Genomic DNA, 23,246 nt, shown 5'->3' with positions numbered 1-23,246 from the left:
CTTTTTTTCTTCGTAATTTATAATATCACACAAAAATAAATAATGCAAACAGTCCCGATTTTATGGATTTTTGTCCCAATATATGATATATTAATTTGAGATAGGAGGCTTCATATTGTGAAAAAACAAAATGTATTGAATTTAATTAAGTATCATGTTGAAAGAAATGAAAATGCCTTTAGAAACGAAGCCATTGACATAGCTAAGAGCTTCGATAGTTTAGGGGATTACCAGTTAGCAGAATATATTATGAGCCTAATTACAGAAGCCAACTTATACGCTCCACAAGCAAGTGATTTTGAAACTGAATTTTTGAAAGTCCTAGATGTAAAAACAACAGAACAAATAAAACTTCCTACTGGGATATTGGATGATATAAAAGGTATAATAAATGCTGTCCATCATGGCATAGGGATAAACAAGTTCTTGTTGGAAGGACTGCCTGGTAGCGGAAAAACAGAGGCAGCTAAACATGTTGCTAGATTACTTGATCGTACCTTGTACTATGTAGACTTTGACAACTTAATTGATAGCAAGTTGGGGCAAACAAACAAGAATATATCTGCTGTATTTAGCGAAATTAATAAAATTCCTTACCCAGAAAAAACTGTTATTTTATTTGATGAAATAGATGTTATCGCACTGGATAGAATCAACAGTAATGACGTTCGCGAAATGGGACGAGTTACTTCAGCTATTTTACGAGAGCTAGATAGACTAACTGATCTAAATAAAGATATTGTGATTATTGCAACAACAAACTTATATAACAATTTTGATAAAGCATTATCCAGACGCTTTGATGCTGTAATAAATTTTAACAGATACAGCAAGGATGATCTAATTGAAGTTGCTGAATTTTACTTTTCATCATTTATAAAAAGTTTCCAAAACCTTTCAAAAGATGTGAGACTATTCAGAAAGATACTTATTACCTCAAAAGACTTACCTTATCCGGGAGAACTAAAGAATGTCATTAAAACATCTTTAGCATTTAGCGATGTAAATAATAGTTATGATTATTTGAAAAGATTGTACAATAATCTGATAGGTGATCTTGAAAAAACGAGTATAAAACAACTTCACTTACAAGGGTTTACAGTAAGAGAAATTGAAAAATTAACAGGTGAATCAAAAAGTACAGTATCTAGAAGATTAAATGAAGGAGATAACTAATGCCAAATAAAGTATTGGAATTGAGGGGGAAAAGATTTGTTCAAGCTGCTAGAAGCCTTACCGGAGGCGGAGCAAGCATGAATAGTAAAAAAGTAGTTTCAAATAAAGATTTAATTAGATTACAGAATAAGCTAGGACAAATTAGAGCTTTTTGGTTACAAGAAACAAGACCTTTTAGCGGAATTTTGATTAGTGTTCACTATAATAAGATTGTCGCCAAAAGTAATAGAATTGGCGGCTTGCTTAAAGGGAAACATTCCGACTTAGCAGTTGTGGGTGCCAAATTTAATAACAGTAAAACTAAACACATCATCACTTATTATATTAGTAATGATGATGTGGAGAAAAGTATGCGTTTGCTCCAGAATGCAACAACTGTTCTAAATAGTAAATTTGATGGTCATATAAACAAAGTTACTTTTGATAATCATAAGAAAATGAACAGTATACCTTTTGATAACTCAGTTATAAGTAAATCCCTGTTTAAACAAATAATAGCTGATGTTTCTTATATTGAAGACTTTGAAATAGAACAAGCATCACAAGAAATTCAAGAAAGTATTGTTACTTTATATGATACGAAGATGGACACAAAAGAACTATTGAAAAAAATAGGTATCGATATTTTATCTGGAAGAATCTTAGATGACCACACTATTTTGTTGAATAAAAATGAAATAGAGCTTTTACTTGAGAAAGCGCCATATCTTATAGCAATGTCGACAACTGATTTATCTACTCTATCTCCAGCAGACTTTACTCAAAATTATCCAAAAAAAGCGATGTATATTCCTGAGCCAACTACGGAGCCGACAATAGGTGTCATTGATACATTATTTGACACTACTGTCTATTTTACCAAGTGGGTAGAATACCACCAAAAGGTTGATAATGGCTATCCAATAGAAGTGAATGACTACAAACATGGTACCGCTGTAACATCAATCATTGTAGATGGACCAAGATTAAATCCATGGCTTGAAGATGATTGTGGTAGATTTCAGGTGCGACATTTTGGTGTTGCTGCAGGTAAAAATTTCTCATCTTTTACAATCATAAAAAGAATAAAAGAAATCATTGCAAACAACAAAGACATAAGAGTATGGAATATTTCATTAGGAAGTAATCAGGAAATTAATGATAATTTTATTTCAGCTGAAGCAGCAATATTAGATCAAATTCAATATCAATATGATGTCATTTTTGTTATTGCAGGAACCAACAAGCCTGATGAAAACATAAATAGAATAGGATCTCCTGCTGATTCAATAAATAGTATGGTGGTAAACTCTGTAACTAAAAATGGATTATCAACAAAATATTCAAGAAGAGGAATTGCCTTATCTTTTTTTGCAAAACCCGATGTTAGCTATTATGGTGGAAGTAGCGAACAATACATTAGAGCTTACGAACCTTCTGGAGAAACTAATGTTGCTGGAACATCTTTTGCAGCTCCATGGATTGCTCGTAAATTGTCATACCTTATAGATGTCCTAGGGTTAAATAGAGAAATTGCTAAAGCATTAATTATAGATGCTGCCAAAGGTTGGAATGATAAACCTACAGTTGAAGAAATCTCTTTATATGGGCATGGAACTGTACCAATAAAAATAGGAGATATCATCCAGACAAAAGATGATGAAATCAAATTTTTGGTCACAGATATAAGTGAAAAATGGAATACCTACAATTATAGTTTTCCAATCCCAATTCAAGATGATAAATATCCTTATGTAGCAAGAGCTACTATGTGTTATTTCCCTACCTGTGATCGAACTCAAGGCGTTGACTACACAAATACTGAGCTGAATATTCATTTTGGAAGAATCAATGATCACGGAAAGATTAATGATATTAAAGGGGATAAACAAAATCAAGATGAAGACTTAAATACCGAAAAATACTATCTCTTAGAATCTGATGCTAGATCCAACTTTAGAAAATGGGATAACGTAAAATATATAGCTGAAAAACCGAAAAGTCGGAATAGGCCAAAAAAAGCTTATGAGAAAAATAAAAACTGGGGCATGGAAGTCAAGACTAATAATCGATTAAATCCTAAAGACGGTGAAGGCCTTCGTTTCGGTGTAGTAGTAACTCTCAAAGAAATTAATGGAATAAACAGAATTGATGAATTCGTTAAAAATTGTTATCTGAATGGCTGGTTAGTCAATGAACTCGATGTTCAATTTAGCCTAGATATAAACAAAAAAATAAACGAAGATATAGAATTTAATGACTAGTGGAAGATACTGGGGCAAATATTTTTTTATCAATTTAAATCGATTTTTAATATCGAAAAATTGACACATTTTAGCCAGATATAAAAGCAGTGGTATTCCATTGTAGAATACCACTGCTTTATCTAGCTTTTTTATTTGGAAAATGCACCTTCACATCACTAACCCCACAAATATAATTCATATCAACATTGTAAAACTTAGCAAGTTTAATCATAGACTCTAAAGGGATTCTCGTCTTACCATATTCATAATCAGCATAAGTTCTCTGACCCACGTTTAACAACGCTGCAACTTCTCTCTGTGTATAATCGTTATCCTCACGTAATGCCCTTATTCGCTTAATATAATCCATAGCCATCCCTCTTTTTGATTATTCTATCCTAGAGTTATAAACTCAATTACTTTTTAGAGCTATAAACTCTTAAATTAACTATCTATCATTTAGCATTGAACTAACTATTTTTTAGGAAATGAGTTCTTCACATTACTAATTCCACATATATAATTCATATCAACATTATAAAATTTAGCTAATACAATCATGGAATCTAGAGGTATTCTCGTTTTCCCATATTCATAATCAGCATAAGTTCTTTGTCCAACACTCAACAGCGCTGCAACTTCTCTCTGTGTATAATCATTATCTTCACGTAATTCTCTTATCCGCTTTATATACTGCATGACTTGTCTCCTTTTTTAATTATTTTACGATAGAGTTATAAACTCTATTGACTTTTAGAGCAATAAACTCTAAAATAGATTTAAGAACAAAAACAATGAATGAAAAAATAGAAATCATTAGGAGGTTCAACATGGCTCACCCAGTAAAAATGATCACCTATCAAGATCTACATAAACTAAACCATTCAATCCAACAATTGAAGAACTGGCACGAAACATTCAGTTCACTAAAAAACAAAAACCACAATCACTCGATTCCCGATAACCTCTTTTATGAGCATGAAAGAATACTAAAAACAATAACTCAAGAAACACAAAAACTTAAAAGCAAGAAGAAACTCAAAAACATTTGGATTTAAAATCCTAGCAGCAAAATAGGATTTTAAAGTTCATCAGTATTAGCCCGAACTGATACTGATGAACGATAGATTTAAACAAGTAGTTGGCTATCTAACTACTTGTTTTTTTTGCAAAATATCTACAGACATATACCAATATCTTATGATGTTTACACAAAGCATTTTAATATATAACACAACTTAATTTCAGCTCAAAAAAGGCTAGCGAGAATTCCTCTAAACCTCATAAGACCTATTTTTTCAACTTTTTATAGTTCCTTCCGTGTGAACTATTGAGAACTAATCTGTTGAGCAAATCTAAAAAACGAAATTATACATCATCTTTAGAACAAATTAAATTCCATATTGAACGAAAAATAAATTGACAGAGAAAGCGTTTCATAATACAATTATTTTCCAATCATAATAATAAGGAGTTGTTACTTAATGAAAAAATTTATTCTGTTGTTGTTGTTCGTTGTCGTATTTTTACTCCCCTCGTCAAAAAAAGTATATGCTGATGATTTAAGTAGTGTTATGGATCAGTATGCACTAACTGGAAAAGAGTTAGATGAATTTGAAAAAAATGAACGGGATGTATCACGTTCTACTCGATCATTAGCCCCTCAAAAAACGGAAACTGAGTTAAAAGAACAATATACCTCTTTGCTAGAGAACGGCTACTTAGGTTCTGATGTAACTTTTGAGATGTACAGAGAGTTAGCCACTGCTACACCCCCGACTGATCCTGTAGCTTCAAATGCACGCTCAATTGCTGGTAATCCACAACCTGGCGATATTATGATCACAAATGGGACTTCATTCGGTGGACTAACTGGACACGCCGGCATCTTTCTTAACAATGGAACTATTCTGAGTATACAAGGTGGTGGATACAAGCCTGCTGCTATGTCCATTATTGATTGGGCAAAAAAATATATGAGCAAAAAAGGACAATGGACTAAAATTTATAGACCTGCTGCTAAATACAAACCCAAAGCAGCTTATCAGTGGGCTATAAATAATTATAGAGGAAAAAATTATTCATATGGAATAACTACAAATATATGGTCTAAGAATCCAACCTACTGTTCTAAAATAGTTTGGCAAGCGTATTGGTATTCTTCTGCTGCCGCTCAAGTAGGAGGTATGAAACAACCGTTAATCGTAAGTCCTTATGATTTACCAGCATACTTTAATTCAAGACCTGCTCATGTTGGAACTTGGTCTGCATAGGTCTCCACCTATGTATTAAAAAATATAAAGGATAGTAAAACTATGAACCTATTTAGATCTATTTTTAATATAATTTGGGGCATTCTTGCTTTTTTAATTTCATTTTGTCTATTACGTGTAATAACAAAAGCCAGCTATAATGATTTCTCTGGTAGCGGGACAATTATTTATAGTACAATGATCATCATTTATGTGATTGTAACTATCCTTTTATCCGTAATCTGTTCAAAAAAGTATTTATATTTTTTAGTTTTGCTAGTAATACTTTGTATGGTTTATCCGTTACTATTAATTTATTTCCTCAACAATTTTAAACTGTAATATATAAACAATCGTATGAACTTATAGTTACGTTCATACGATTGTTTTTTGTAAAATTAATATAGTTTATTCAATTGATTTTTCGACTTATACTAGTTTTTAACAAAGTTTTTCGTTTTACTTTCTTTCTTTCTCAGAAAATATATTTCCTTCTGTTTCTTCCCTATTTGACATATACTATACTTTCTTCTCTGCTCTCACTGTTAAGTTCGTAATGGATTGTTATCTTAAGCTCTTTTTCTTTGAGTTTTGAAAGTTCATTAGTCAAATCCAATTCAGTCTCTTCCTCACTCAAAATATTTGTTGTTATTATTGTAAGACCGCGAGTCTCATCAATCAATTCCCATTCGTTATCTTTCTTTATTGAAAACTCAGTCTCTGATTTTAAAATCGTAATAATATCTTTGATCTCATTTTTAATAAACAATTTCATACCTTGAAACTTCAAAATAATTGGAGAGTCTTCATCCTTTGTATCTTTAGTATCACTACCAATTTTTGAACAACCTACAACCAACAATAATAGCATCCCTATTAAACAAAATTTTTTCATCCGTTCTCCTTCCTTGATAACAAATAAATCATATTACAATAAGGCTTTTAAAAAAAACTACTTTAAATTTACTCATTTTTTAAGATGCTCATTTGATACATTTTTATTTACTATACTATTAAAATCAACAATGTTAGATAACCGGCTACTTGTTTTTTGATTACACATCAGCAGTAGAATGAAAATAGTCATGATATTTAGACTGATTATTCTTTTTCTCTAATAACTAACACAACGCAAAAAAGCCTAGAGGAAATCCCCTAGAACTCACCACTACTAAATGAATTAAAATTTTATCTCATTCTCTATTGCAAATTCTCCTTCAAGTGCTTCTTGTAGATAATTTGTTATTTGATTAAACTCATCAAGAAACAATTCTTTTTCTATATCTGAGTTAAACCCAATGTACTTGAAACTAGTATCTGTATCAATAAATAAATCATTATATTTTTCCTGTAAGGAAACTAATTTTCTTTCTAATTCCTTATCTTTCACTAACTCTTTAGGTATATCGTTATATAGAAAATGCCCATCTACATATATCCATATAGAAAAACATTGATACTCTAAATATAGTTTTATTTTTTTCATCTCTGTACTCCTAAATTAAATAGTACATTATTTAAACTGATCTATTTTTCCTTAAATATTTAAATTTATTTCATCTATATCATTTTGCGTAGACATCTGAATCAATCCATTAGCAAATTGCTCTATAAGACCAATTTCACTGTATAGATAAAAACAGCATCTATGTTTACGTTCATCGTTATCGTCTATTTCCATGTCTACTTCTATTTCTATTTTTCCTGTTGCATCTGCTGGAGAAAAATTCAGCGAAAAAGCTGGCGTGAAATCTCCTTCTTTTTTTCCAAACTCTACATAACAACTATCATTAAATTTAAAAGAAAATTCCTTAATTCTGTTTCCAATAATTTCTAAGTCTGTATTCTCAATGTAGCATAATTGATACGCTGAAATATATTTCGATTTAGCGCTAGCTTTTATTTCTAATAAATTTGAATCTTCCCAATTTTTTTCTATTTTAATGTTGTTCATATTTTCTCCATTGGACAGCTTTATATTTTTAATTTGAAGTAAATCTAGCTAGCTTTTGCATATCTGTTTTATCAGCTTTACAGTTTACAATTACGATGAAACCTTTTGATAACTTGATTACCCGCTTTACTTATTCCACATTATTTGTTACTTAGGAATTTTGTGAAATCTTCTGGTATCTGTGGATTACTTGAAAACAGACATTCTACAATTTCTTCATGATCAGTCATAATAACTTCTTGATAATTATTATCACTTTTCCACTCTACTATATCGTATGTCTCATCTGAATATGCTACACTTTCTATAGAAAAGTAATGTTTCTCAACTCCATATTGAACCAAATCATCTAAGAACTTTAATTCATATTTATACTCAATATGAAATAAGTTATATAGTCTTGAAATAATTGCATCTTCCTCTATTGTAGAGCTCAGAAATTCTATCAAATCTTCTTTTTTCATTTTTATCTCCTACTCACTTAGCTAGTTGAAATATATATTACGAAACGGCATCAGCGATTTTCACTCACTAAGACCGTTTCAATAAGTTTATCCTACTAAAATAGCAAATCAACTGTCCGAGCAGCTTTTGTGTGAGTTTAGCCATATTCGTTAATATCTATCCTTTTACTCCCTCTACTGATAGAATACTTTTTTATCTCACTTTCCCTGAAACTAAAGAAAATGTTATATTGTCTCCGTCACTACACTCAATACTAATAGAATCATTTCCCTCTAAATAATAATCTTCAATTATATCTCTAAATCCCATTTTCCATAAAAAAGAACCATCATTTTTATAAATAAATATATCTAACTCACAAACATATATAATATAGTTTGAATCAGAATCTATTAATATATCATATAATAAGGACGGTAGTTTTTCTTCAAACAGCACAGATTTAGTAGTATAGTCTATACACGCAAAAATACTATTTATTCCTAAAAACACCTTATTTGATTGAGGTAATAATTTTATTTGTGGTTCCAAACCAATATCATAATAAATAAATCCTACCTCAGATAAATTGTTACTAAATTTTATAAACTTGTTACTTTCAGACACTTCTTCACTAAATAAGAAAGAATTCTTACCTAAGTTTTTCTCTAACTCAATTGCTGACTCATAATGCTCTATTTCCCAAGAATCCATTTATTTCCCACCTTTAACAATTATTGTTAGTAATCTGTCTCCATCCCAAACAGATTCTATTTTCACACCCCCACTTGGACCTTTTAAAAAACTTTCTCTTACAGTTGTTGTATAATTTACGGTTGGCAGACCTGGTAACTCTTTAGCCACATAGCTTCTTGTTTCTGTTTTTAAAATATTGGAACAATCATTAATAGCATCTTTTAAATGATTATTTAGGAATTCTCTGCTATTCGGTGTATCATAAATTCCAATTTTACTTAACTCACTTTGCATAGTTTGTGATCTTTGAATGTTATGCTTATTTCCTTTAGCTTTTCCAAACAAATAATCAAGTTTATTTCCTAGCTCTGGACTTTTTAGGTTTCCAACCCCACTAGCTTTCCCAACATCTTTCCCTCTATCAACAGTCTTCACAACATCCGCCGACTTCTCAAACTCTTTCAACGCTTCCCACTCTTTAGCAGTCAACTTAACTGCATCCAGCGTATAATCGCCATTTCTAAGCAACTTAGCTGACTTCAAAATATCTTTTACTCGATCAATCGGCAATACTGAGAGTAGTAAGAAAACACCAGAAGATGACCGCTGCATCGTCGTAGAATCTTTCCCAAACAGGATCTCAATATCATCAACATTCGTAAGTATTTTAAAAATCTCTGGTCCATACTCTTTAAACAATTCAACATTATGAACACGAAACAGTTCATGTAATTCTTTTGTTCTTTGAACATCCAATTTCCCATTACGATAAATCTGGTATTCGACGCCATTCGATAATTCTTTGATGACCACATCAATTCGGTCTTTGGGTTGTTCTTTGTTAAAGTCCTTTAGTGCTTTATACCATTTTTGATTTTTAAAATCAATGGTTTTATAACCATCTTTCCCGCCTGAAAAATTCCCGGCACTACCTAGAAAAGCTAACCCTTCGGCAATCGAAGCAATAACTGTCTGCACGTCTAAGAAATCACTGCCATGTGATGCTTCAAAGGCGCTATATTTTTCGAGAATCTCAATTTTCTTTGCGGTTCCTAGCATACTTTGTTTATTAAAAAATTGGTTCACAAATGGCACATCTTCAAAGGCTTTTGCCAAAGCTTCCATAATCACATCATTTTCTGCTTGTAAACGACGTAACTCAGCTTTTAGCCCTTCCATTTTTGCGGTATCTAAATCATTTTCTGCTGGTCCAACTTCTGAGGTAAAGGCGCTCAAGTAAGAGGTGATCGCATCATCAAGGGTATTTAAGGCATTGCCTACCGTCGTTGATACTTCTGAGTAGGCATCAAAATAACTTTTAGTAGAATCCCACCCTGTACCAGATAATTTCCCTGCACTTTGAAACGCTTGTTGCGCCTCTTTAAAGGAATTTAGTTGATCTAATACAGTTAAACGTAAATTTTGCACTTCACTGGCAACTTTTTGCCATTCAGTATATCTAAATTTAGGCATCTTCCTCCTCCTTTTGTGCTTGTTGCTTTTTTTGCAGCCATAGGAGGTCGTCTTCTGCTTGGATTTTTTTACGTTCTGTTTCACTTACTAATTCTGTTAACTCTTCTTTGCCCGCATCAAAGGTTCTGAACGCTTCTGTTCGTTCATCTTCTAGCATTTCTAAATCTATCCTAGCTGAACGTTCTGCTTCTGTTCCTTTGCTGTAATAGAGAAATTCTTCTAATATCTCTGCTTGTTGTTGGTAAACACGTTGTAGATCATTGAGTAGAAAATCACTTTCAGTATCTTTTTTCTTTAACTCTATTTTTCGACCTTCATATTCTTCGATTTTCACTTGTAGTTGTTTTTCTTCCATAAAGCACCTACTTTATTGCATTTTTTTCAGCCTGTTTGATGGCTTGATGTATTTTTTCTAAGTTTCCAATATCTTTTGATGCGTTGCTTTTGAATATTGAGACGATGGTACTAAGAGAAAAAACACTACTTTTCATTGCACTAGCGGCGCTACTTTCAGAAAAACTCATGCTACTTGCTTGTTTTGGTTTGAATGATAAGGATGATAGGCTGCTTGTAAATTTACTTGTTAAGGAATTTACGGTTGCTGCATCGGTACTGATTTTATCTGCCATCTGAATGTCTCCTTTGATCGATTAGTTGATTTTATCCTCTACATAATAGTCATTTTTCAGCTAAATTGCCCAACCATATCATTAGTTTTAAACATATTATGTAAGATAAGAATACCATATTGGTAACTATAGACTTTATCGACTTATTCAGTGTACTTGTAACTTTTTGATAAATCATTGAATCGTTTAAATTTTATTGAAAAACTCTTTCTTTTCGTGCAAAATAAGTAATTGATATAGCTTATTTATTGAGAAGACTTTTAGAAACTAGCGCTCTGAGAAGGAGGAACAAAAATGAAATCAAAAATGCCTGAAATCCTTTCTTTCATTTCAGAAGAAGCTGTTAGTAGAAAAATGACCAGTGAGGAAATTGCCGTTCACTTTGGTTATGATAAACATCACTTTAGTCGGAAATTTAAAGAACTAAATGGATTCAGTGTTGCTGAATTTCTCTCTAGTTTAAAAGTTGAAAAGGCGATCTTTGAACTTGATGAAGAAAAGCGAATACTCGACCTACAAGAACGTTCAGGTTTTGAAAGCAGCGGTAGTTTCACGAATACGTTTAAAAAATATACAGGTAGTTCTCCTAGAGCGTACAAGACTGAAATGAGTGACCTTTTTGATGATATGAAACGCTTTGAAACGGATGATAAGGATCAGTCGATAGCGCATTTTGAAGAAAAGAGTCAGTCTTTTTGCACCGTAACGATTGAAGTACCGGATGGATTTGAGATGGGGATTATATTTATTGGACTTTTCCGTACACTTATCCCGAATCATCTGCCTATATCTGGATTAGCGACTAAAAATTTAATCGGAAATCCATTGAAAAATATTCCAAATGGAGACTATTATTTATTAGCTTGTGGGATAAGCCGTTCCACTAATGTTCTATCTTACTTTAACTTAGGCAACAGCTTGAGAGGGAAAGAAGATGAGCGTCTATCTTTCCCAAACTGTTCTGGCAATCATTACACGATTAAGCTGAGAGAACCGATACCAGAAGACCCACCAATATTAGTGAATGTGGGGAAACTTTTGATCTCCAGTTTAAAGAACACAATCTAGAATAATATTATTTGACCGTGAAATGATAAAATAATTGTACGTTAAGGAAATGGAGGAAATAGTTATGGGCTTAAATGTAAAGAGTATCACTGTAGGTCTACCAGTAAGTAATTTAGAGGAAGCTGCAAGTTGGTATGAAAAACTTCTTATGAGTGAGGAAAAACTTATACCTGTTGAAGGCGTTATTGAGTATCCAATTGGTTCGGTTTGGATTCAATTTTTTGAAGAAAAAATCAATGTTTCAGAGAACGTTTTACGTTTAGAAGTGGAAGATTTAGACACAGAATTTGAACGTTTAAAAACACTTGGCGTAATCGTTGACGAGGCGATAGAGGATGTACCAGGTATTATTCGATACGTTGATTTCTCTGATCCAGATGGCAATAAGTTATCGTTCTATTGGTTATACGCTCAAGAATAGATTTAAATAGTGTTTATATAATGAATATTACGCTAAAACGACGGATCAATGATTCGTCGTTTGTACATTTTAGAAATCATGCTTAGGTGGAGTCAGATATAACTTTTAAGGTTACTCTCAACTGTTTTTGGTTCTTTTATTTTATAGTAATCAACGAATATAAAATAAAATGGAGGGATTACCATTGATAGTTCAACATGGCTCACCCAGTAAAAACGATCACCTATCAAGACCTACATAAACTAAATCATTCAATCCAACAATTAAAGAACTGGCACAAAACATTCAGTTCACTAAAAAACAACACCCAAATTCACTCTATTCCCGCTAACCTCTTTTATGAACATGAGCGGATACTAAAAACATTAGTTCAAGAAACACATAAACTTAAAACCAAAAAGAAAGTGAAAAACATTTTGATTTAAAATCCTAGCGGTAAATAGGATTTTAAAGTTCATCAGTATTAGCCGAACTGATACTGATGAACGATAGATTTAAAAAGATAGAAAGAGCGCTTGTTAATTAGCAGTATGATTCTCAGTCAGAACTCCAGCCAAGCTTTTTCTTCCCAATAGATTCCATAACAAATAAAACTATATATGCATCAGAGCCAGTTAATGAAACAATAAATACGCAAATAACTACACAACTTCAATAATTTAGATAACGTTCTAATTATTGAAGTTGTGTCGTTATTTATTTAAAAACACTCTACGTGAATATAATAAAATCGATTAAATCTGGCACGTAAAAAAAATCAGGTTTAATAATAGTTCAAATAAGTAAGCCACAAAAATTGAAACAAATTAAAGCCTGTCCACTAACAAGTAATTTTATGCTCTAGTTAGGTTACAACAGTTCAATATGCCTATTACATTGATTTAAGATATAGCGATCATGGGTAACAATAATCAGCGTTTTTCCTAACTGATGTTCTTGAAATAATATATCCAATATATTATTTCTATTCTCACTATCTAGGGAACCCGTTGGCTCATCTGCCAAAATAAGTTTACTTGGTTTCAATAATACTCTAGCCAATGCAATACGCTGCTTTTCTCCCCCCGATAATTCATAAACCTTCTTATTCAAAGGTATCGATAAACCTACTTTGTCTAACGCGCCTTCTTTTAATTTAATTTTCTCTTTGTTGGAAAAATCAGTGTAATGAAGGGCTACCTCTAAATTTTTGCCAATGCTTTGACTTTCTATCAAGGCATAGTTTTGAAATAGGTACGAGATACAATTTCTTTTTAGTAGTAGTGCTTTCTTAGAGTTTATTTTAGGCGCCTTTTCACCAAGTAGTTTTAATTCTCCTTTTTGAAAATCATCTAATAAACCCGCAATATTCAAAATAGTTGATTTGCCTGTGCCACTTTTTCCATAAATAGCAAGTATCTCATTTCTTTGTACTTGCAGATTAAAGTTGCTTAGGATTGGTTTATCTCGATAACTTTTATTAATATTTTTAAGTTCTAAGATCATAGCGAATCCTCCTTTTAACTATCTTCAACCTTTTTCACTCTATCAAATTTAATGATTACAATGACACTTGTCACAAATTCAATCATCGACAACAATAAGCAAGTGACAAATGACCCTATCAATCTTTCTGGATATGTTGCCATAAACAATAGGATAAACAACGTATTTTGAATCAGTAATAACAAAAAGAAATTTTTATAGGTTTGAAAAAATGAATAGCCGTGTATTCTCAAAATCGTTATGATTTTTTTCTTTTGATTATAATAGGCTATCGCACATTGTATAATAATAAAAATAGTTAGGCTCAAACTAAATAGTGTTTGAAATAGATAAATATAAAACGTTCCGAGTTGTCTTAATAAAATAACTCTATTTACATCAGATAATTTAACGATGCTTACTAAATTATCATCAAGATATTCTGTATCTATACTATTTTTTAACTGTTTATACATCGATTCAGGAGAACGATTTCCTAACACTATTTTCAATGGGTCAATGCCTCCCAAGCCTTTAATAATAGGAATATCTTCTGGACTTTTTAGAACTTCAATTAATAAAGCACCCGTAAGTTCTCTTTTTTTATTGTTGTATAACGGCAATTTTGTTTTATCAGAGATAACAATAAACGTAATCGTCATATCATAATTGGCTTTGTAATAGTCCCTAATTTCTTGCCTTCTATCCTTTAGCTTTTCCGAAATTAAAAAGAGTGTTTCACCGTCTTTAGTCTCTGTCTTAATTTTTTTATCTTGATAATCTACTTTAATATGATTCTTTAAATAAGTAGTATCAACTTTTATGACCTTATCAAAGAATGAATCTGTTTGTTCATATGACGAAATATCTATGATAAACCCTTTATTTCCAACTATTCTATCTGCGGATTGACTCAAATTTTCGAAAAACACATTCGTATTATATGTTATGTCTTTATTATCTTTACCAATTAATAATGGATAAAAAATACCTACCTTAGAATTTTCAGGAAGATTCTGTTGACTAAGGGATGATGCATATCGCCAAGAGTCTTTTAAAAGCTCTGTTAAAGGACTCAAACTAGTAATAACTGTAAACAAAAAAAAAATTTTTATCGCATATACGACATAAAAAAAATCCTTATCATAATTTTTATAATTTAGAGCATTTTTTGCTGACAAAAAAGAAATAGACTTTAACAAGATAAAAATAATCAGGTTCAATATAGCAGTTAACAGGATAAGCATACTTAGTAATTGACTGTTCAATAAAAAGGTTGAAAATATAACTTTAGCAAGTAATAGACAGAGTAACGTTGCCAACATCCAAGCATTGATATCTCTCAATAAATAGTGCCAGGCTATTTCCAGTACACTATAGCCATTCATCCTTAGTATCTGTATGTCTCGTGTTACTAATAAACTATAGATAACTAAGCAACATAAAAAAAATAACACTCCTAACATTAGTAAAGCTTGAATATCCAAAGTAGGGATCAATTCAATTGGAAGTGTCATTGAATCATCAATCAATTCTTCTGCAACTATTGTTAAACCCATTTGATTTTTAAACGTAGATATACTATCAAGTACCATCTCTTGTATCTGCGTGTCAGTTCCCTGTATAAAATAATCGCCATTTACAATATCAGACCTAGTAACATTTTTTATTTTATTGATTTCAGTGAATACATTACTATTAAATAAATGTTCTGTCTTGCCTTTGATTACTTTTGGGTTAAATTTCGATAAAAAAGATGTTTTAGCATTGTCGTCAATAAAGTAGGTTACTTTAATAATATCCGATGCTAAATCAATTTCTCCTTGATCTCTTTTTACAGTATATTCTGTCACTCTGTTAATGAAAGACGTTTTATTTTTATTCGCACTAGTCAAGAGTATGTTGAAAGCTAGCTCTGGATTTTTTTCTACTGCTGATTCAGGTAGTTTTATCTTGTATCCATCTATATTATATTGCGAATCCACATGTTTTATATTCTCATTATTATTATTTCCAATTATCAATCCAAGTACCATTGTAAAAAAACAAAAAAGCAACCCAATCTTCAAAATTAGCCTTCCCATAAAAAACCACCTTTTAACATAATTTTACAAACAAATAGAAATCTTTTATTAAAAAATATTTACACTACGTCGAATAAATGTTACCATTTTTCACATGAAGCTTCAATACCTCAACAAATAAAAAATCAGGAGTGACTAAATGAAAAAAATTATTTTTTTAACTTTGGGATTAGGTATTACTATCGTAACATCAGGTTTTTCTTTTACTCAAGTTCATGCGAATGAACCTACGGACACATTGAAATCTTTAACACTACCAAGTAATCTAAGCTCAGGCTTTATTGCTACTGATCAAAATGGTACTATCGTAGATTACTCAAACCCTAACTTGTTAACAGCTGAGCAGCCTGCTATTCAAGATCCTTTATCCAGAGCCACAGTTTCTATTAATAGAGGAAAATGGTCTTATAGTGCCAATGTTGTTTGGGGAGGAAAACGAGGATATTCAGGCGTACAACATCCACTGCCACATGCTTCAAAATCCAAATTAGGAAGTTCTGTTGGATATGATAAACAAAGAGGAGCCAATGTCTGGTCAAATGCATATTCTTTTGGCAATTTAAATAATACACATTATGCTTCTTATGATTATGGAAGGCACTTAAAATAGTTAAAAATACCATTTAGTATATTACGTGTAATAACATAAGCAAATCATAATGATTGCTCTGATAATAGTACGATTAGTTATGTTAGTATTGTTATCCTTTATGTGGTGATAACTGTTATTTTATCCATAATCTATCCAAAGAATTATCTATACTTTGTATTGTTTATCCGTTACTATTAATTTATTTCCTTAACAATTTCAAGCTATGATATACAAACAATCGTCTGAACTTATAGTTACGTTCAGACGATTGTTTTTTGTAAAATTACTATCGTTTATTCAATTGATTTTTCGACTTGTAGTAGTTTTTAACACAGTATTTCGTTTTACTTTCTTTTTCAGAAAATAGTTTTCCTTCTATTTCTTCCCTATTTGGCATATACTATACTTTTTTCTCTACTTTCATTTTCGTGCTCTTAAAGAATAGTTACCTTAACTTCTTTTTCCTTAATCTGTGAAAGTTTATTGGTTAAATCCAACTCAGCCTCTTCATCACTCAAAATATTCGTTGTAAACACCGTAAGACCATGAGTCTCATCACTTACCACCCATTTATTATTTTTCTTTATTGAAAACTCAGTCTCAGATTAAACAAAAATTTTTCATCCGTTTCCCTTTCTTTATTTTAATCAAAATATATCACAATAAATGTATTATAAAATACTAAATGAAAATTATTGATGCTTTTAAGAGATTGCTGTTCAGAGATTTTAAATGAACAGGGTTTACTTATAAAAAGTAAGCGATTATACTAGAGACAGATACCCAATTGACGTAACGAACGAGGAGCAAAGGATAGTCATTTTATGGTAAATAAACGGAAAGACTGTGAGGGAAAAAGATGAACAACGAAACAATCATTGCATTACTAAATAATAAGGTAAAAAAACAGCTGCAGACAATTGCTTTTGAAAATATTTCAGAGATGAATGGAGATACGAGTACGCTATCTTATGAATATTTACAAGAGAAGCTACTGGTTCGTGGGGAAGGCGGTCTGTGTTATGACTTGAATACATGGTTTTATCATAAACTAAAAGCGTTGAATTTCGAGGTAAAATTGGTCACTGGAACAATCTACGATCAAGAAAAATCTGAGTGGTTTGCGATTAGTCATACACATGTGCTGATTGTTCTTAAACTTGAAGGTAAACACTATCTAGTAGATATCGGCTGTGGTAAAAATAGTCCCGAAGAAATTGTTGAAATTTCAGCAACTGCTGGCGGCGACAACTATCGCGTACAATTAGTGGATAATGAGCACCACTATTTGAAATTTGATGGAGAAAAGTGGCAAACGATTTATAAATTTAGTTTGTCTACTCCCGAACTAACCTTTGAGGAATTAACTGAGATTAAGAAAACTATTACGATGGACGGTCGTTCGCCGTTTAACAAAAAATACGTAAGTTTCAAACGTCATGAAACAGGCTATTTTTTATTAACAGAAAAAAATTTATCTGTTACATCTAATGGCGAAACAACTAAATACCCGCTTGAACCGGGGCAGTTAGATAAGGTAAGAGGATTAATTTAGTCATCAAATTGTTGACTCTTTCAAAGAATCAACGTAGTTGCTTTGATAGTATTTAAATGGAACAACAAATGGATGAAGAGGACGAGATAAAAGTGTTTAGATCCGAGAAATAAGAAGGAATTTACAAAAATCATTTTTCGAATTTTTGTGAATTCCAGCTTATTTTCGAAGGATCTGCTTTTTTCTCGCTGTTTATTCGGATTTATGGCACACATCAACATTAAAAATTAGTTTTGTTCCACACTTTCTCTAGTCTAACTATATTCTTTATCCTAAACTTTCAACTCCCTTTTCTACCTCATTCCTAGTTCTTCTATACATATCCATGACCTCTTCTTCTATTCCTCTGACTTTTGCGGGGTATTCTAAGCCCCAATGAATATGCTGAACAGATTAAAAAATAGATTTCTTCATTATAATCGTGACTCTTCATTCTCAAAGTAGTTGTCTTTCCATTTTAATGCTACATTCACCAAGGCGATTAATACAGGGACTTCTACGAGCGGTCCGATAACTGCAGCAAACGCTTCTCCAGAGTTAATCCCAAACACTCCTACAGCTACAGCAATAGCTAATTCAAAGTTATTACTTGCGGCTGTAAATGAAAGGGACATCGCTACTGGATAACTAGTACCCATTTTTTTAGAGAGTAAAAATGATACAAAAAACATCAAGACAAAGTATAACAGCAGTGGTATCGCTATTCTGATAGCATCCATCGGTAATTCAATGATTTTATCTCCTTTAACAGAAAACATTGTAACAATCGTAAATAATAAGGCCACTAATGTGAGTGGACTGATTTTAGGAATAAAGACCGTTTCATACCATTCTTCGCCTTTTAATCTTGTTAAGGTAAAGTGAGTGATGAACCCCGCAATAAATGGAATACCTAAATAAAAGAAAACACTTTTAGCAATTTCTCCCATTGTGATACTCAGAGTATGTGCTTCTAAACCAATTGCCTTTGGTAATACCGTTAAAAAAAGATAGGCAAAAATAGGATAAAAAATAATTTGGAAAATGGAGTTAAATGCGACTAGCCCTGCGGTATATTCGTTATCGCCTTTCGCTAATTCACTCCACACAATGACCATCGCAATACAACGTGCTAAACCAATCATAATGAGGCCCGCCATATACTCAGGGTAATCTTTCAAGAAAATCACCGCTAATAGAAACATTAAAACAGGGCCCACGACCCAATTTTGAAATAAAGACAATAATAGCACTTTCCAATCTTTAAAGACGCGCCCAATTTCATGATACTTCACTTTTGCCAAAGGTGGATACATCATTAATATTAAGCCAATCGCTAACGGAATGGACGTTGTGCCATAAGACATGCTTTCCATTACTTTAGGTACACCAGGAAAAACGTAGCCGACACCTACTCCAATTGCCATTGCTAAGAATATCCACACGGTAAGATATTTGTCTACTATCGACATCTTTTTTGTTACACGATTCATTCTTATTCATCCTCCAACTTCCACCAACACATAGATAAACATCTATGTGTTGATTAAAAAAAATTTTTTTTGCCCGTTTGATCATTCGGCTACTTTATCACTCCATCATATGTTTTGAATGCTTAAAAGCCGAATGATTCTCTGTTATACGTTATTTTTCTGACAAACACAGCTATCTGAGTTAAAAAATAATTGATTAAATTCTTTCATGAATATTTTTAACTCCTCTTGATTTAAACTGTAGTGATGCCACTTGCCTTTTTTCGTCACATGTACAAATCCAGCTTTTTCCAATATTTTCATGTGGTGAGATAAAGTTGGTTGAGTAAAATCAAAGTGGACTAAAATATCACAAGCACACATTTCACCACATGAAAGTAGATCGATAATCTTCATCCTTTTAGGATCCGTTATTGTTTTTAATTTCACTGCATGATCTTCATAATTCATTTTTCCACTTCCCTTTTACTTTAATTCTAAATCATGAAATGACCCGCTAACGCTAATAAAATATCAAACAGTCACACTGTTGAACGGCAAATAACCACGTAGTTAAAAATATTCCCATTTCATATAGATGTTCATCAATGTATAAAATTAATATAGAGGAATATCTATGTATTGTCAATAGATTTTCTTTTTTTTGCAAATATGACATCATTTAAACTACTCGCGACAAAATAAAGACAAGTAATTGACTACTCAACAACTTGTCTTTCAATAAAAATTTATATCAGGATTTAACGTTATTATTACAACTTTGAATGATAGTCTACCAGCCTAAATATAATACAAATTCTCAGACGGATAAACCGCATCACTCGTAACATCCAATCCTAACTCTCTTAACGTTTGCTCATCATTCTTACTTAACATCACCGTAGAATGTGCTTGGACACCACTCAATTCAGATAATTTATCATACGCTAATTGTGCTGTAGGATTCGTTACCGCACTAATCGCTAAAGCAATCAAGATTTCATTAGCTTTTAAAGCTGTTATCTTACTGTGTAGGTCTTTCCGTTTCATCGTTTGAATGGTTTCTAGAATCACTGGAGATAACAACAAAATTTCATCCGATACATTGGCTAAGGTTTTGATAGCATTCAAAATTGCCGATGAACAAGAATCCATTAAACTACTTGTTCTCCCTGTTACAATTCTCCCATCTGTTAACTCAAACGCAATGACTGCAGGAGTATCATTACTTTGGGTTTGTTCTCTTAGTTGCTCTGAATACTCTCTAGCAGGAAGTACCGCTTTGCGGTCTTCTTTTTTCAGCTCTACTTCTTCCATGATCAACTTAATGCGATTGACCGTTTCTTCATCGATCAAGCCTTTTTTAAAGTCGCATTCTGTAGCAAAACAGCGGCGAATGATTTCTTGCTTAGAGGCTTCCTTCACTACATCATCATCGATGATACCAAAGCCGACACGGTTCACACCCATATCGGTTGGTGATTGATAAACTGATTCTTCACCCGTAATTTTTTCAATGATTCGTTTGATCACTGGGAACGTCTCCACATCACGATTATAATTCACAGCAACTTTTTGGTATTTATCAAAATGGAATGAATCGATCATATTCACATCTTTCAAATCAACGGTTGCTGCTTCATAGGCAATATTTAACGGATGTTTCAACGGAACATTCCAAACTGGGAAGGTTTCAAATTTTGAATAACCAGCAGTCTTACCATTACGACTCTCATGATAAAGTTGATTCAAACAAGTGGCCAATTTCCCACTACCAGGTCCCGGTGCTGTAACGACTACGATTGGTTTTGTTGTTGGAATGTAGTCATTTTTCCCAAAGCCTTCTTCGCTGACGATTTTCTCAAGATTGGATGGATAATCTTCGATCGCTGCATGTTTATAGACTTTGATATCTCTTCTTTCCAATTTGTTGATAAACATTTTTGTAGAAGGCTGTCCACTATAGCGTGTAATCACCACACTATTGACAGCTAAGCCATATTCTCTTAACTCATCGATTTGGCGCAAAATATCCATATCATAGGTAATGCCATAATCGCCACGAATTTTATTACGCTCGATATCCCCTGCATAAACACAAATCAAAATCTCAGCCTGGTCTTTTAATTTTTGTAACAGTTTAATTTTAGCATCCGCATCAAAACCTGGCAAAACGCGCTTCGCATGCATATCCCCAATCAATTTCCCACCAAACTCTAAATATAATTTATCGTAATGATCGACCCTTTCAAGGATATATTTTGATTGCTCTTCGATGTACTTTTGTGGATCAAAACCTAGTTTTTTCACGTAAGAACCCTCCGATATTTGTATACTGCCATCTATTATAAACTTATTTACGACTGATTACGATACAGAATGTCATTCTTTATTCTCTAAACACATTTTATCTATAATTTCCTACTAAAGTTCCCTATTCGCAATACCTTAATCAAAACAATTAATAGCACTGACTATAGAAATTAAACTACTTATACATAAAAGTTTTTACTAATAGAGAAAACGGTTGAATAATACTCTAAAAAAACACATAATAAATTGAGGTACTAGCACCTTAGACATACTACATAGGAGCTGATTTTCAATGATAAAAAAAGAAGAAATGCCGCTTTGTGATGTGGCGACGACTGTTCAATTAGTCGGTAGCAAATGGAAAACATTGATTATACGAGATTTAATTACTGGGCCAAAAAGAAATTCTGAACTAAAGCGCTCATTATCTGGAATCTCCCAAAAAGTTTTGACCGAAAGCCTCAACTCAATGATACGAGATGGTCTTGTAGAACGCGTTGATTTCCAAAAAGTCCCACCGCATGTCGAATATCAGCTAACTACACTTGGGGAGACTTTTCTACCTGTTATTGAAGCCATGAGACAATGGGGACAGTTTTATAAGGAGCAAATTGGATAGATAGTTACAAATTAGTGCCTACTTAACATTTCCTAAAAAATTGTCTATACTTTTATTTAAGAGATACGCCATTATTGAGGAGGATATTAATATGCACAGTGAAATTACACCTATCGAAGCAATTCATACTAGCATTGAGTATACAACATTAAATGACGAGCCTGTTTTAAGAGTTGTAAAAAAAGACAAACTGATGGAATTTGATGAAAATACGTACGCAAAAGTAGTTGGCTCAACATTTCATAATGGGATAATCGAAGTGAAAATGCTAAGTCGCTTATTGCCAGATGCACCTGATTTCGCGCGTGGCTTTATCGGGATTGCTTTTCGGATCAATCAAGATGATACAGCATTTGAATCTTTTTATGTAAGACCCACTAACGGTCGTATAGATGATCCCATCAGAAAAAATCGTGGTGTACAATATTTTTCCTATCCTAAATACACGTTTGACTATTTCCGCACTCTTGGAATCACTGATTTTGAGGGTCCAGCTGACATCGGTCTGGACGAATGGATCAGTTTAAAAGCGATGATTAAAGAGGCTAAAGCAGCATTTTATGTAAATGATAGTGAAGAACCCGTTTTAGTAGTAGACAAGATGAAACATGGCGCTGAAGCTAAAGGAGCTATTGGATTTTTCGTTGATATCGGTACAGAAGCTTTTTTCAAGGATTTGAAGATCACAGCAATCGATTAGAATAGAGACAGCATTTAGAACTCTTGCTCTTTTGCTATAATAGTGGTCTATTTAGAAATGGTCGACGTTTTATAGCTAAAGTTAGACAATGATATTTAAAATACGCTATTAAGTCATAGTTAAACTAAAA

24 protein-coding genes are annotated in these 23,246 nt (G+C 32.4%); 9 read left to right on the top strand and 15 right to left on the bottom strand.

The window, feature by feature from the left end; translation table 11 throughout:
• Positions 1 to 117 precede the first annotated feature (117 nt).
• Both IGJ34_RS01555 and IGJ34_RS01550 read left to right on the top strand, forming a co-directional pair.
• A complete protein-coding gene (locus IGJ34_RS01555; RefSeq protein WP_430597974.1) occupies positions 118 to 1,176 on the top strand; it encodes an AAA family ATPase in 1,059 nt (352 codons plus the stop codon).
• Entirely contained in the window at positions 1,176 to 3,419 is a 2,244-nt protein-coding gene (locus IGJ34_RS01550; RefSeq protein WP_430597973.1) for a S8 family peptidase, read from the top strand. Before IGJ34_RS01555 ends, IGJ34_RS01550 begins: the two co-directional genes overlap by 1 nt.
• A 118-nt stretch (positions 3,420 to 3,537) precedes the next feature.
• On the opposite strand, the gene IGJ34_RS01545 is transcribed toward IGJ34_RS01550, so the two are convergent.
• Positions 3,538 to 3,771, bottom strand: a complete 234-nt coding sequence (locus tag IGJ34_RS01545) for a helix-turn-helix domain-containing protein (RefSeq protein ID WP_430597972.1) — start codon at positions 3,769 to 3,771, stop codon at positions 3,538 to 3,540.
• A 104-nt stretch (positions 3,772 to 3,875) separates the two neighbouring features.
• Entirely contained in the window at positions 3,876 to 4,100 is a 225-nt protein-coding gene (locus IGJ34_RS01540) for a helix-turn-helix domain-containing protein (protein ID WP_010761745.1), read from the bottom strand.
• Between the two features lie 785 nt (positions 4,101 to 4,885).
• Between IGJ34_RS01540 and IGJ34_RS01535 the strand changes: the two genes are divergently transcribed.
• A complete protein-coding gene (locus tag IGJ34_RS01535; RefSeq protein ID WP_430597971.1) occupies positions 4,886 to 5,674 on the top strand; it encodes a hypothetical protein in 789 nt (262 codons plus the stop codon).
• Between the two features lie 484 nt (positions 5,675 to 6,158).
• Here IGJ34_RS01535 and IGJ34_RS01530 read toward each other — a convergent pair whose 3' ends face one another.
• The 8 genes from IGJ34_RS01530 to IGJ34_RS01495 form a co-directional block, all read right to left on the bottom strand.
• Positions 6,159 to 6,548 (bottom strand): hypothetical protein, encoded by a 390-nt coding sequence (locus IGJ34_RS01530; RefSeq protein ID WP_430597970.1) that lies wholly within the window; start codon positions 6,546 to 6,548, stop codon positions 6,159 to 6,161.
• Positions 6,549 to 6,833: 285 nt separating this feature from the next.
• Positions 6,834 to 7,139 carry a hypothetical protein gene (locus IGJ34_RS01525; protein WP_430597969.1) on the bottom strand — a complete coding sequence of 102 codons (306 nt, stop codon included), beginning with the start codon at positions 7,137 to 7,139 and terminating at the stop codon, positions 6,834 to 6,836.
• A gap of 51 nt (positions 7,140 to 7,190) precedes the next feature.
• Positions 7,191 to 7,607, bottom strand: a complete 417-nt coding sequence (locus IGJ34_RS01520; protein ID WP_430597968.1) for a hypothetical protein — start codon at positions 7,605 to 7,607, stop codon at positions 7,191 to 7,193.
• Between the two features lie 140 nt (positions 7,608 to 7,747).
• Complete coding sequence (locus IGJ34_RS01515; RefSeq protein WP_430597967.1) at positions 7,748 to 8,071, bottom strand: hypothetical protein; 324 nt, start codon at positions 8,069 to 8,071, stop codon at positions 7,748 to 7,750.
• A 193-nt stretch (positions 8,072 to 8,264) separates the two neighbouring features.
• Entirely contained in the window at positions 8,265 to 8,765 is a 501-nt protein-coding gene (locus IGJ34_RS01510; RefSeq protein WP_430597966.1) for a hypothetical protein, read from the bottom strand.
• Entirely contained in the window at positions 8,766 to 10,220 is a 1,455-nt protein-coding gene (locus tag IGJ34_RS01505; protein WP_430597965.1) for a T7SS effector LXG polymorphic toxin, read from the bottom strand.
• Positions 10,213 to 10,575, bottom strand: coding sequence for a hypothetical protein (locus IGJ34_RS01500; RefSeq protein ID WP_208929529.1), 363 nt, complete (start codon positions 10,573 to 10,575; stop codon positions 10,213 to 10,215). Before IGJ34_RS01500 ends, IGJ34_RS01505 begins: the two co-directional genes overlap by 8 nt.
• A 7-nt stretch (positions 10,576 to 10,582) precedes the next feature.
• Entirely contained in the window at positions 10,583 to 10,849 is a 267-nt protein-coding gene (locus IGJ34_RS01495) for a DUF3130 family protein (RefSeq protein WP_430597964.1), read from the bottom strand.
• A 294-nt stretch (positions 10,850 to 11,143) separates the two neighbouring features.
• On the opposite strand from IGJ34_RS01495, the gene IGJ34_RS01490 reads away from it, so the two are divergent.
• Together IGJ34_RS01490 and IGJ34_RS01485 are read left to right on the top strand one after the other, a co-directional pair.
• The gene (locus IGJ34_RS01490) at positions 11,144 to 11,917 is read left to right on the top strand and encodes a helix-turn-helix domain-containing protein (protein ID WP_430597963.1); all 774 of its coding nucleotides are present in this window, start codon (positions 11,144 to 11,146) and stop codon (positions 11,915 to 11,917) included.
• Positions 11,918 to 11,981: 64 nt separating this feature from the next.
• Entirely contained in the window at positions 11,982 to 12,338 is a 357-nt protein-coding gene (locus IGJ34_RS01485) for a VOC family protein (protein ID WP_430597962.1), read from the top strand.
• An 849-nt stretch (positions 12,339 to 13,187) separates the two neighbouring features.
• On the opposite strand, the gene IGJ34_RS01480 is transcribed toward IGJ34_RS01485, so the two are convergent.
• Together IGJ34_RS01480 and IGJ34_RS01475 are read right to left on the bottom strand one after the other, a co-directional pair.
• Positions 13,188 to 13,823 carry a putative bacteriocin export ABC transporter gene (locus IGJ34_RS01480; RefSeq protein ID WP_430597961.1) on the bottom strand — a complete coding sequence of 212 codons (636 nt, stop codon included), beginning with the start codon at positions 13,821 to 13,823 and terminating at the stop codon, positions 13,188 to 13,190.
• Between the two features lie 14 nt (positions 13,824 to 13,837).
• Positions 13,838 to 15,886, bottom strand: a complete 2,049-nt coding sequence (locus IGJ34_RS01475) for a DUF1430 domain-containing protein (RefSeq protein ID WP_430597960.1) — start codon at positions 15,884 to 15,886, stop codon at positions 13,838 to 13,840.
• Positions 15,887 to 16,025: 139 nt separating this feature from the next.
• On the opposite strand from IGJ34_RS01475, the gene IGJ34_RS01470 reads away from it, so the two are divergent.
• On the top strand, positions 16,026 to 16,496 hold the full coding sequence (locus IGJ34_RS01470; RefSeq protein WP_430597959.1) for a hypothetical protein: 471 nt from the start codon (positions 16,026 to 16,028) through the stop codon (positions 16,494 to 16,496).
• A gap of 841 nt (positions 16,497 to 17,337) precedes the next feature.
• On the top strand, positions 17,338 to 18,033 hold the full coding sequence (locus IGJ34_RS01465) for an arylamine N-acetyltransferase family protein (protein WP_111248058.1): 696 nt from the start codon (positions 17,338 to 17,340) through the stop codon (positions 18,031 to 18,033).
• Between the two features lie 413 nt (positions 18,034 to 18,446).
• Here the strand turns inward: IGJ34_RS01465 and arsB are convergent, their stop codons facing one another.
• The 3 genes from arsB to IGJ34_RS01450 all read right to left on the bottom strand — a co-directional run bounded on the left by arsB (position 18,447) and on the right by IGJ34_RS01450 (position 21,794).
• Complete coding sequence (arsB, locus tag IGJ34_RS01460) at positions 18,447 to 19,505, bottom strand: ACR3 family arsenite efflux transporter (RefSeq protein WP_430597958.1); 1,059 nt, start codon at positions 19,503 to 19,505, stop codon at positions 18,447 to 18,449.
• A 144-nt stretch (positions 19,506 to 19,649) separates the two neighbouring features.
• Positions 19,650 to 19,955 (bottom strand): ArsR/SmtB family transcription factor, encoded by a 306-nt coding sequence (locus tag IGJ34_RS01455; protein WP_111248060.1) that lies wholly within the window; start codon positions 19,953 to 19,955, stop codon positions 19,650 to 19,652.
• Between the two features lie 330 nt (positions 19,956 to 20,285).
• The gene (locus IGJ34_RS01450; protein WP_430597957.1) at positions 20,286 to 21,794 is read right to left on the bottom strand and encodes a DUF1846 domain-containing protein; all 1,509 of its coding nucleotides are present in this window, start codon (positions 21,792 to 21,794) and stop codon (positions 20,286 to 20,288) included.
• 295 nt (positions 21,795 to 22,089) lie between these two features.
• Between IGJ34_RS01450 and IGJ34_RS01445 the strand changes: the two genes are divergently transcribed.
• Together IGJ34_RS01445 and IGJ34_RS01440 are read left to right on the top strand one after the other, a co-directional pair.
• Positions 22,090 to 22,416, top strand: a complete 327-nt coding sequence (locus IGJ34_RS01445; RefSeq protein WP_111248062.1) for a winged helix-turn-helix transcriptional regulator — start codon at positions 22,090 to 22,092, stop codon at positions 22,414 to 22,416.
• A gap of 91 nt (positions 22,417 to 22,507) precedes the next feature.
• On the top strand, positions 22,508 to 23,116 hold the full coding sequence (locus IGJ34_RS01440; protein WP_111248063.1) for a hypothetical protein: 609 nt from the start codon (positions 22,508 to 22,510) through the stop codon (positions 23,114 to 23,116).
• Positions 23,117 to 23,246: the final 130 nt, after the last annotated feature.

The sequence above is a fragment of the Enterococcus sp. AZ177 genome (assembly GCF_050544585.1).
GTDB lineage: Bacteria > Bacillota > Bacilli > Lactobacillales > Enterococcaceae > Enterococcus_L > Enterococcus_L plantarum.
The sequence above is the reverse complement of the archived record's forward strand: the minus strand, read 5'-3'. Positions and strand labels throughout refer to the sequence as shown.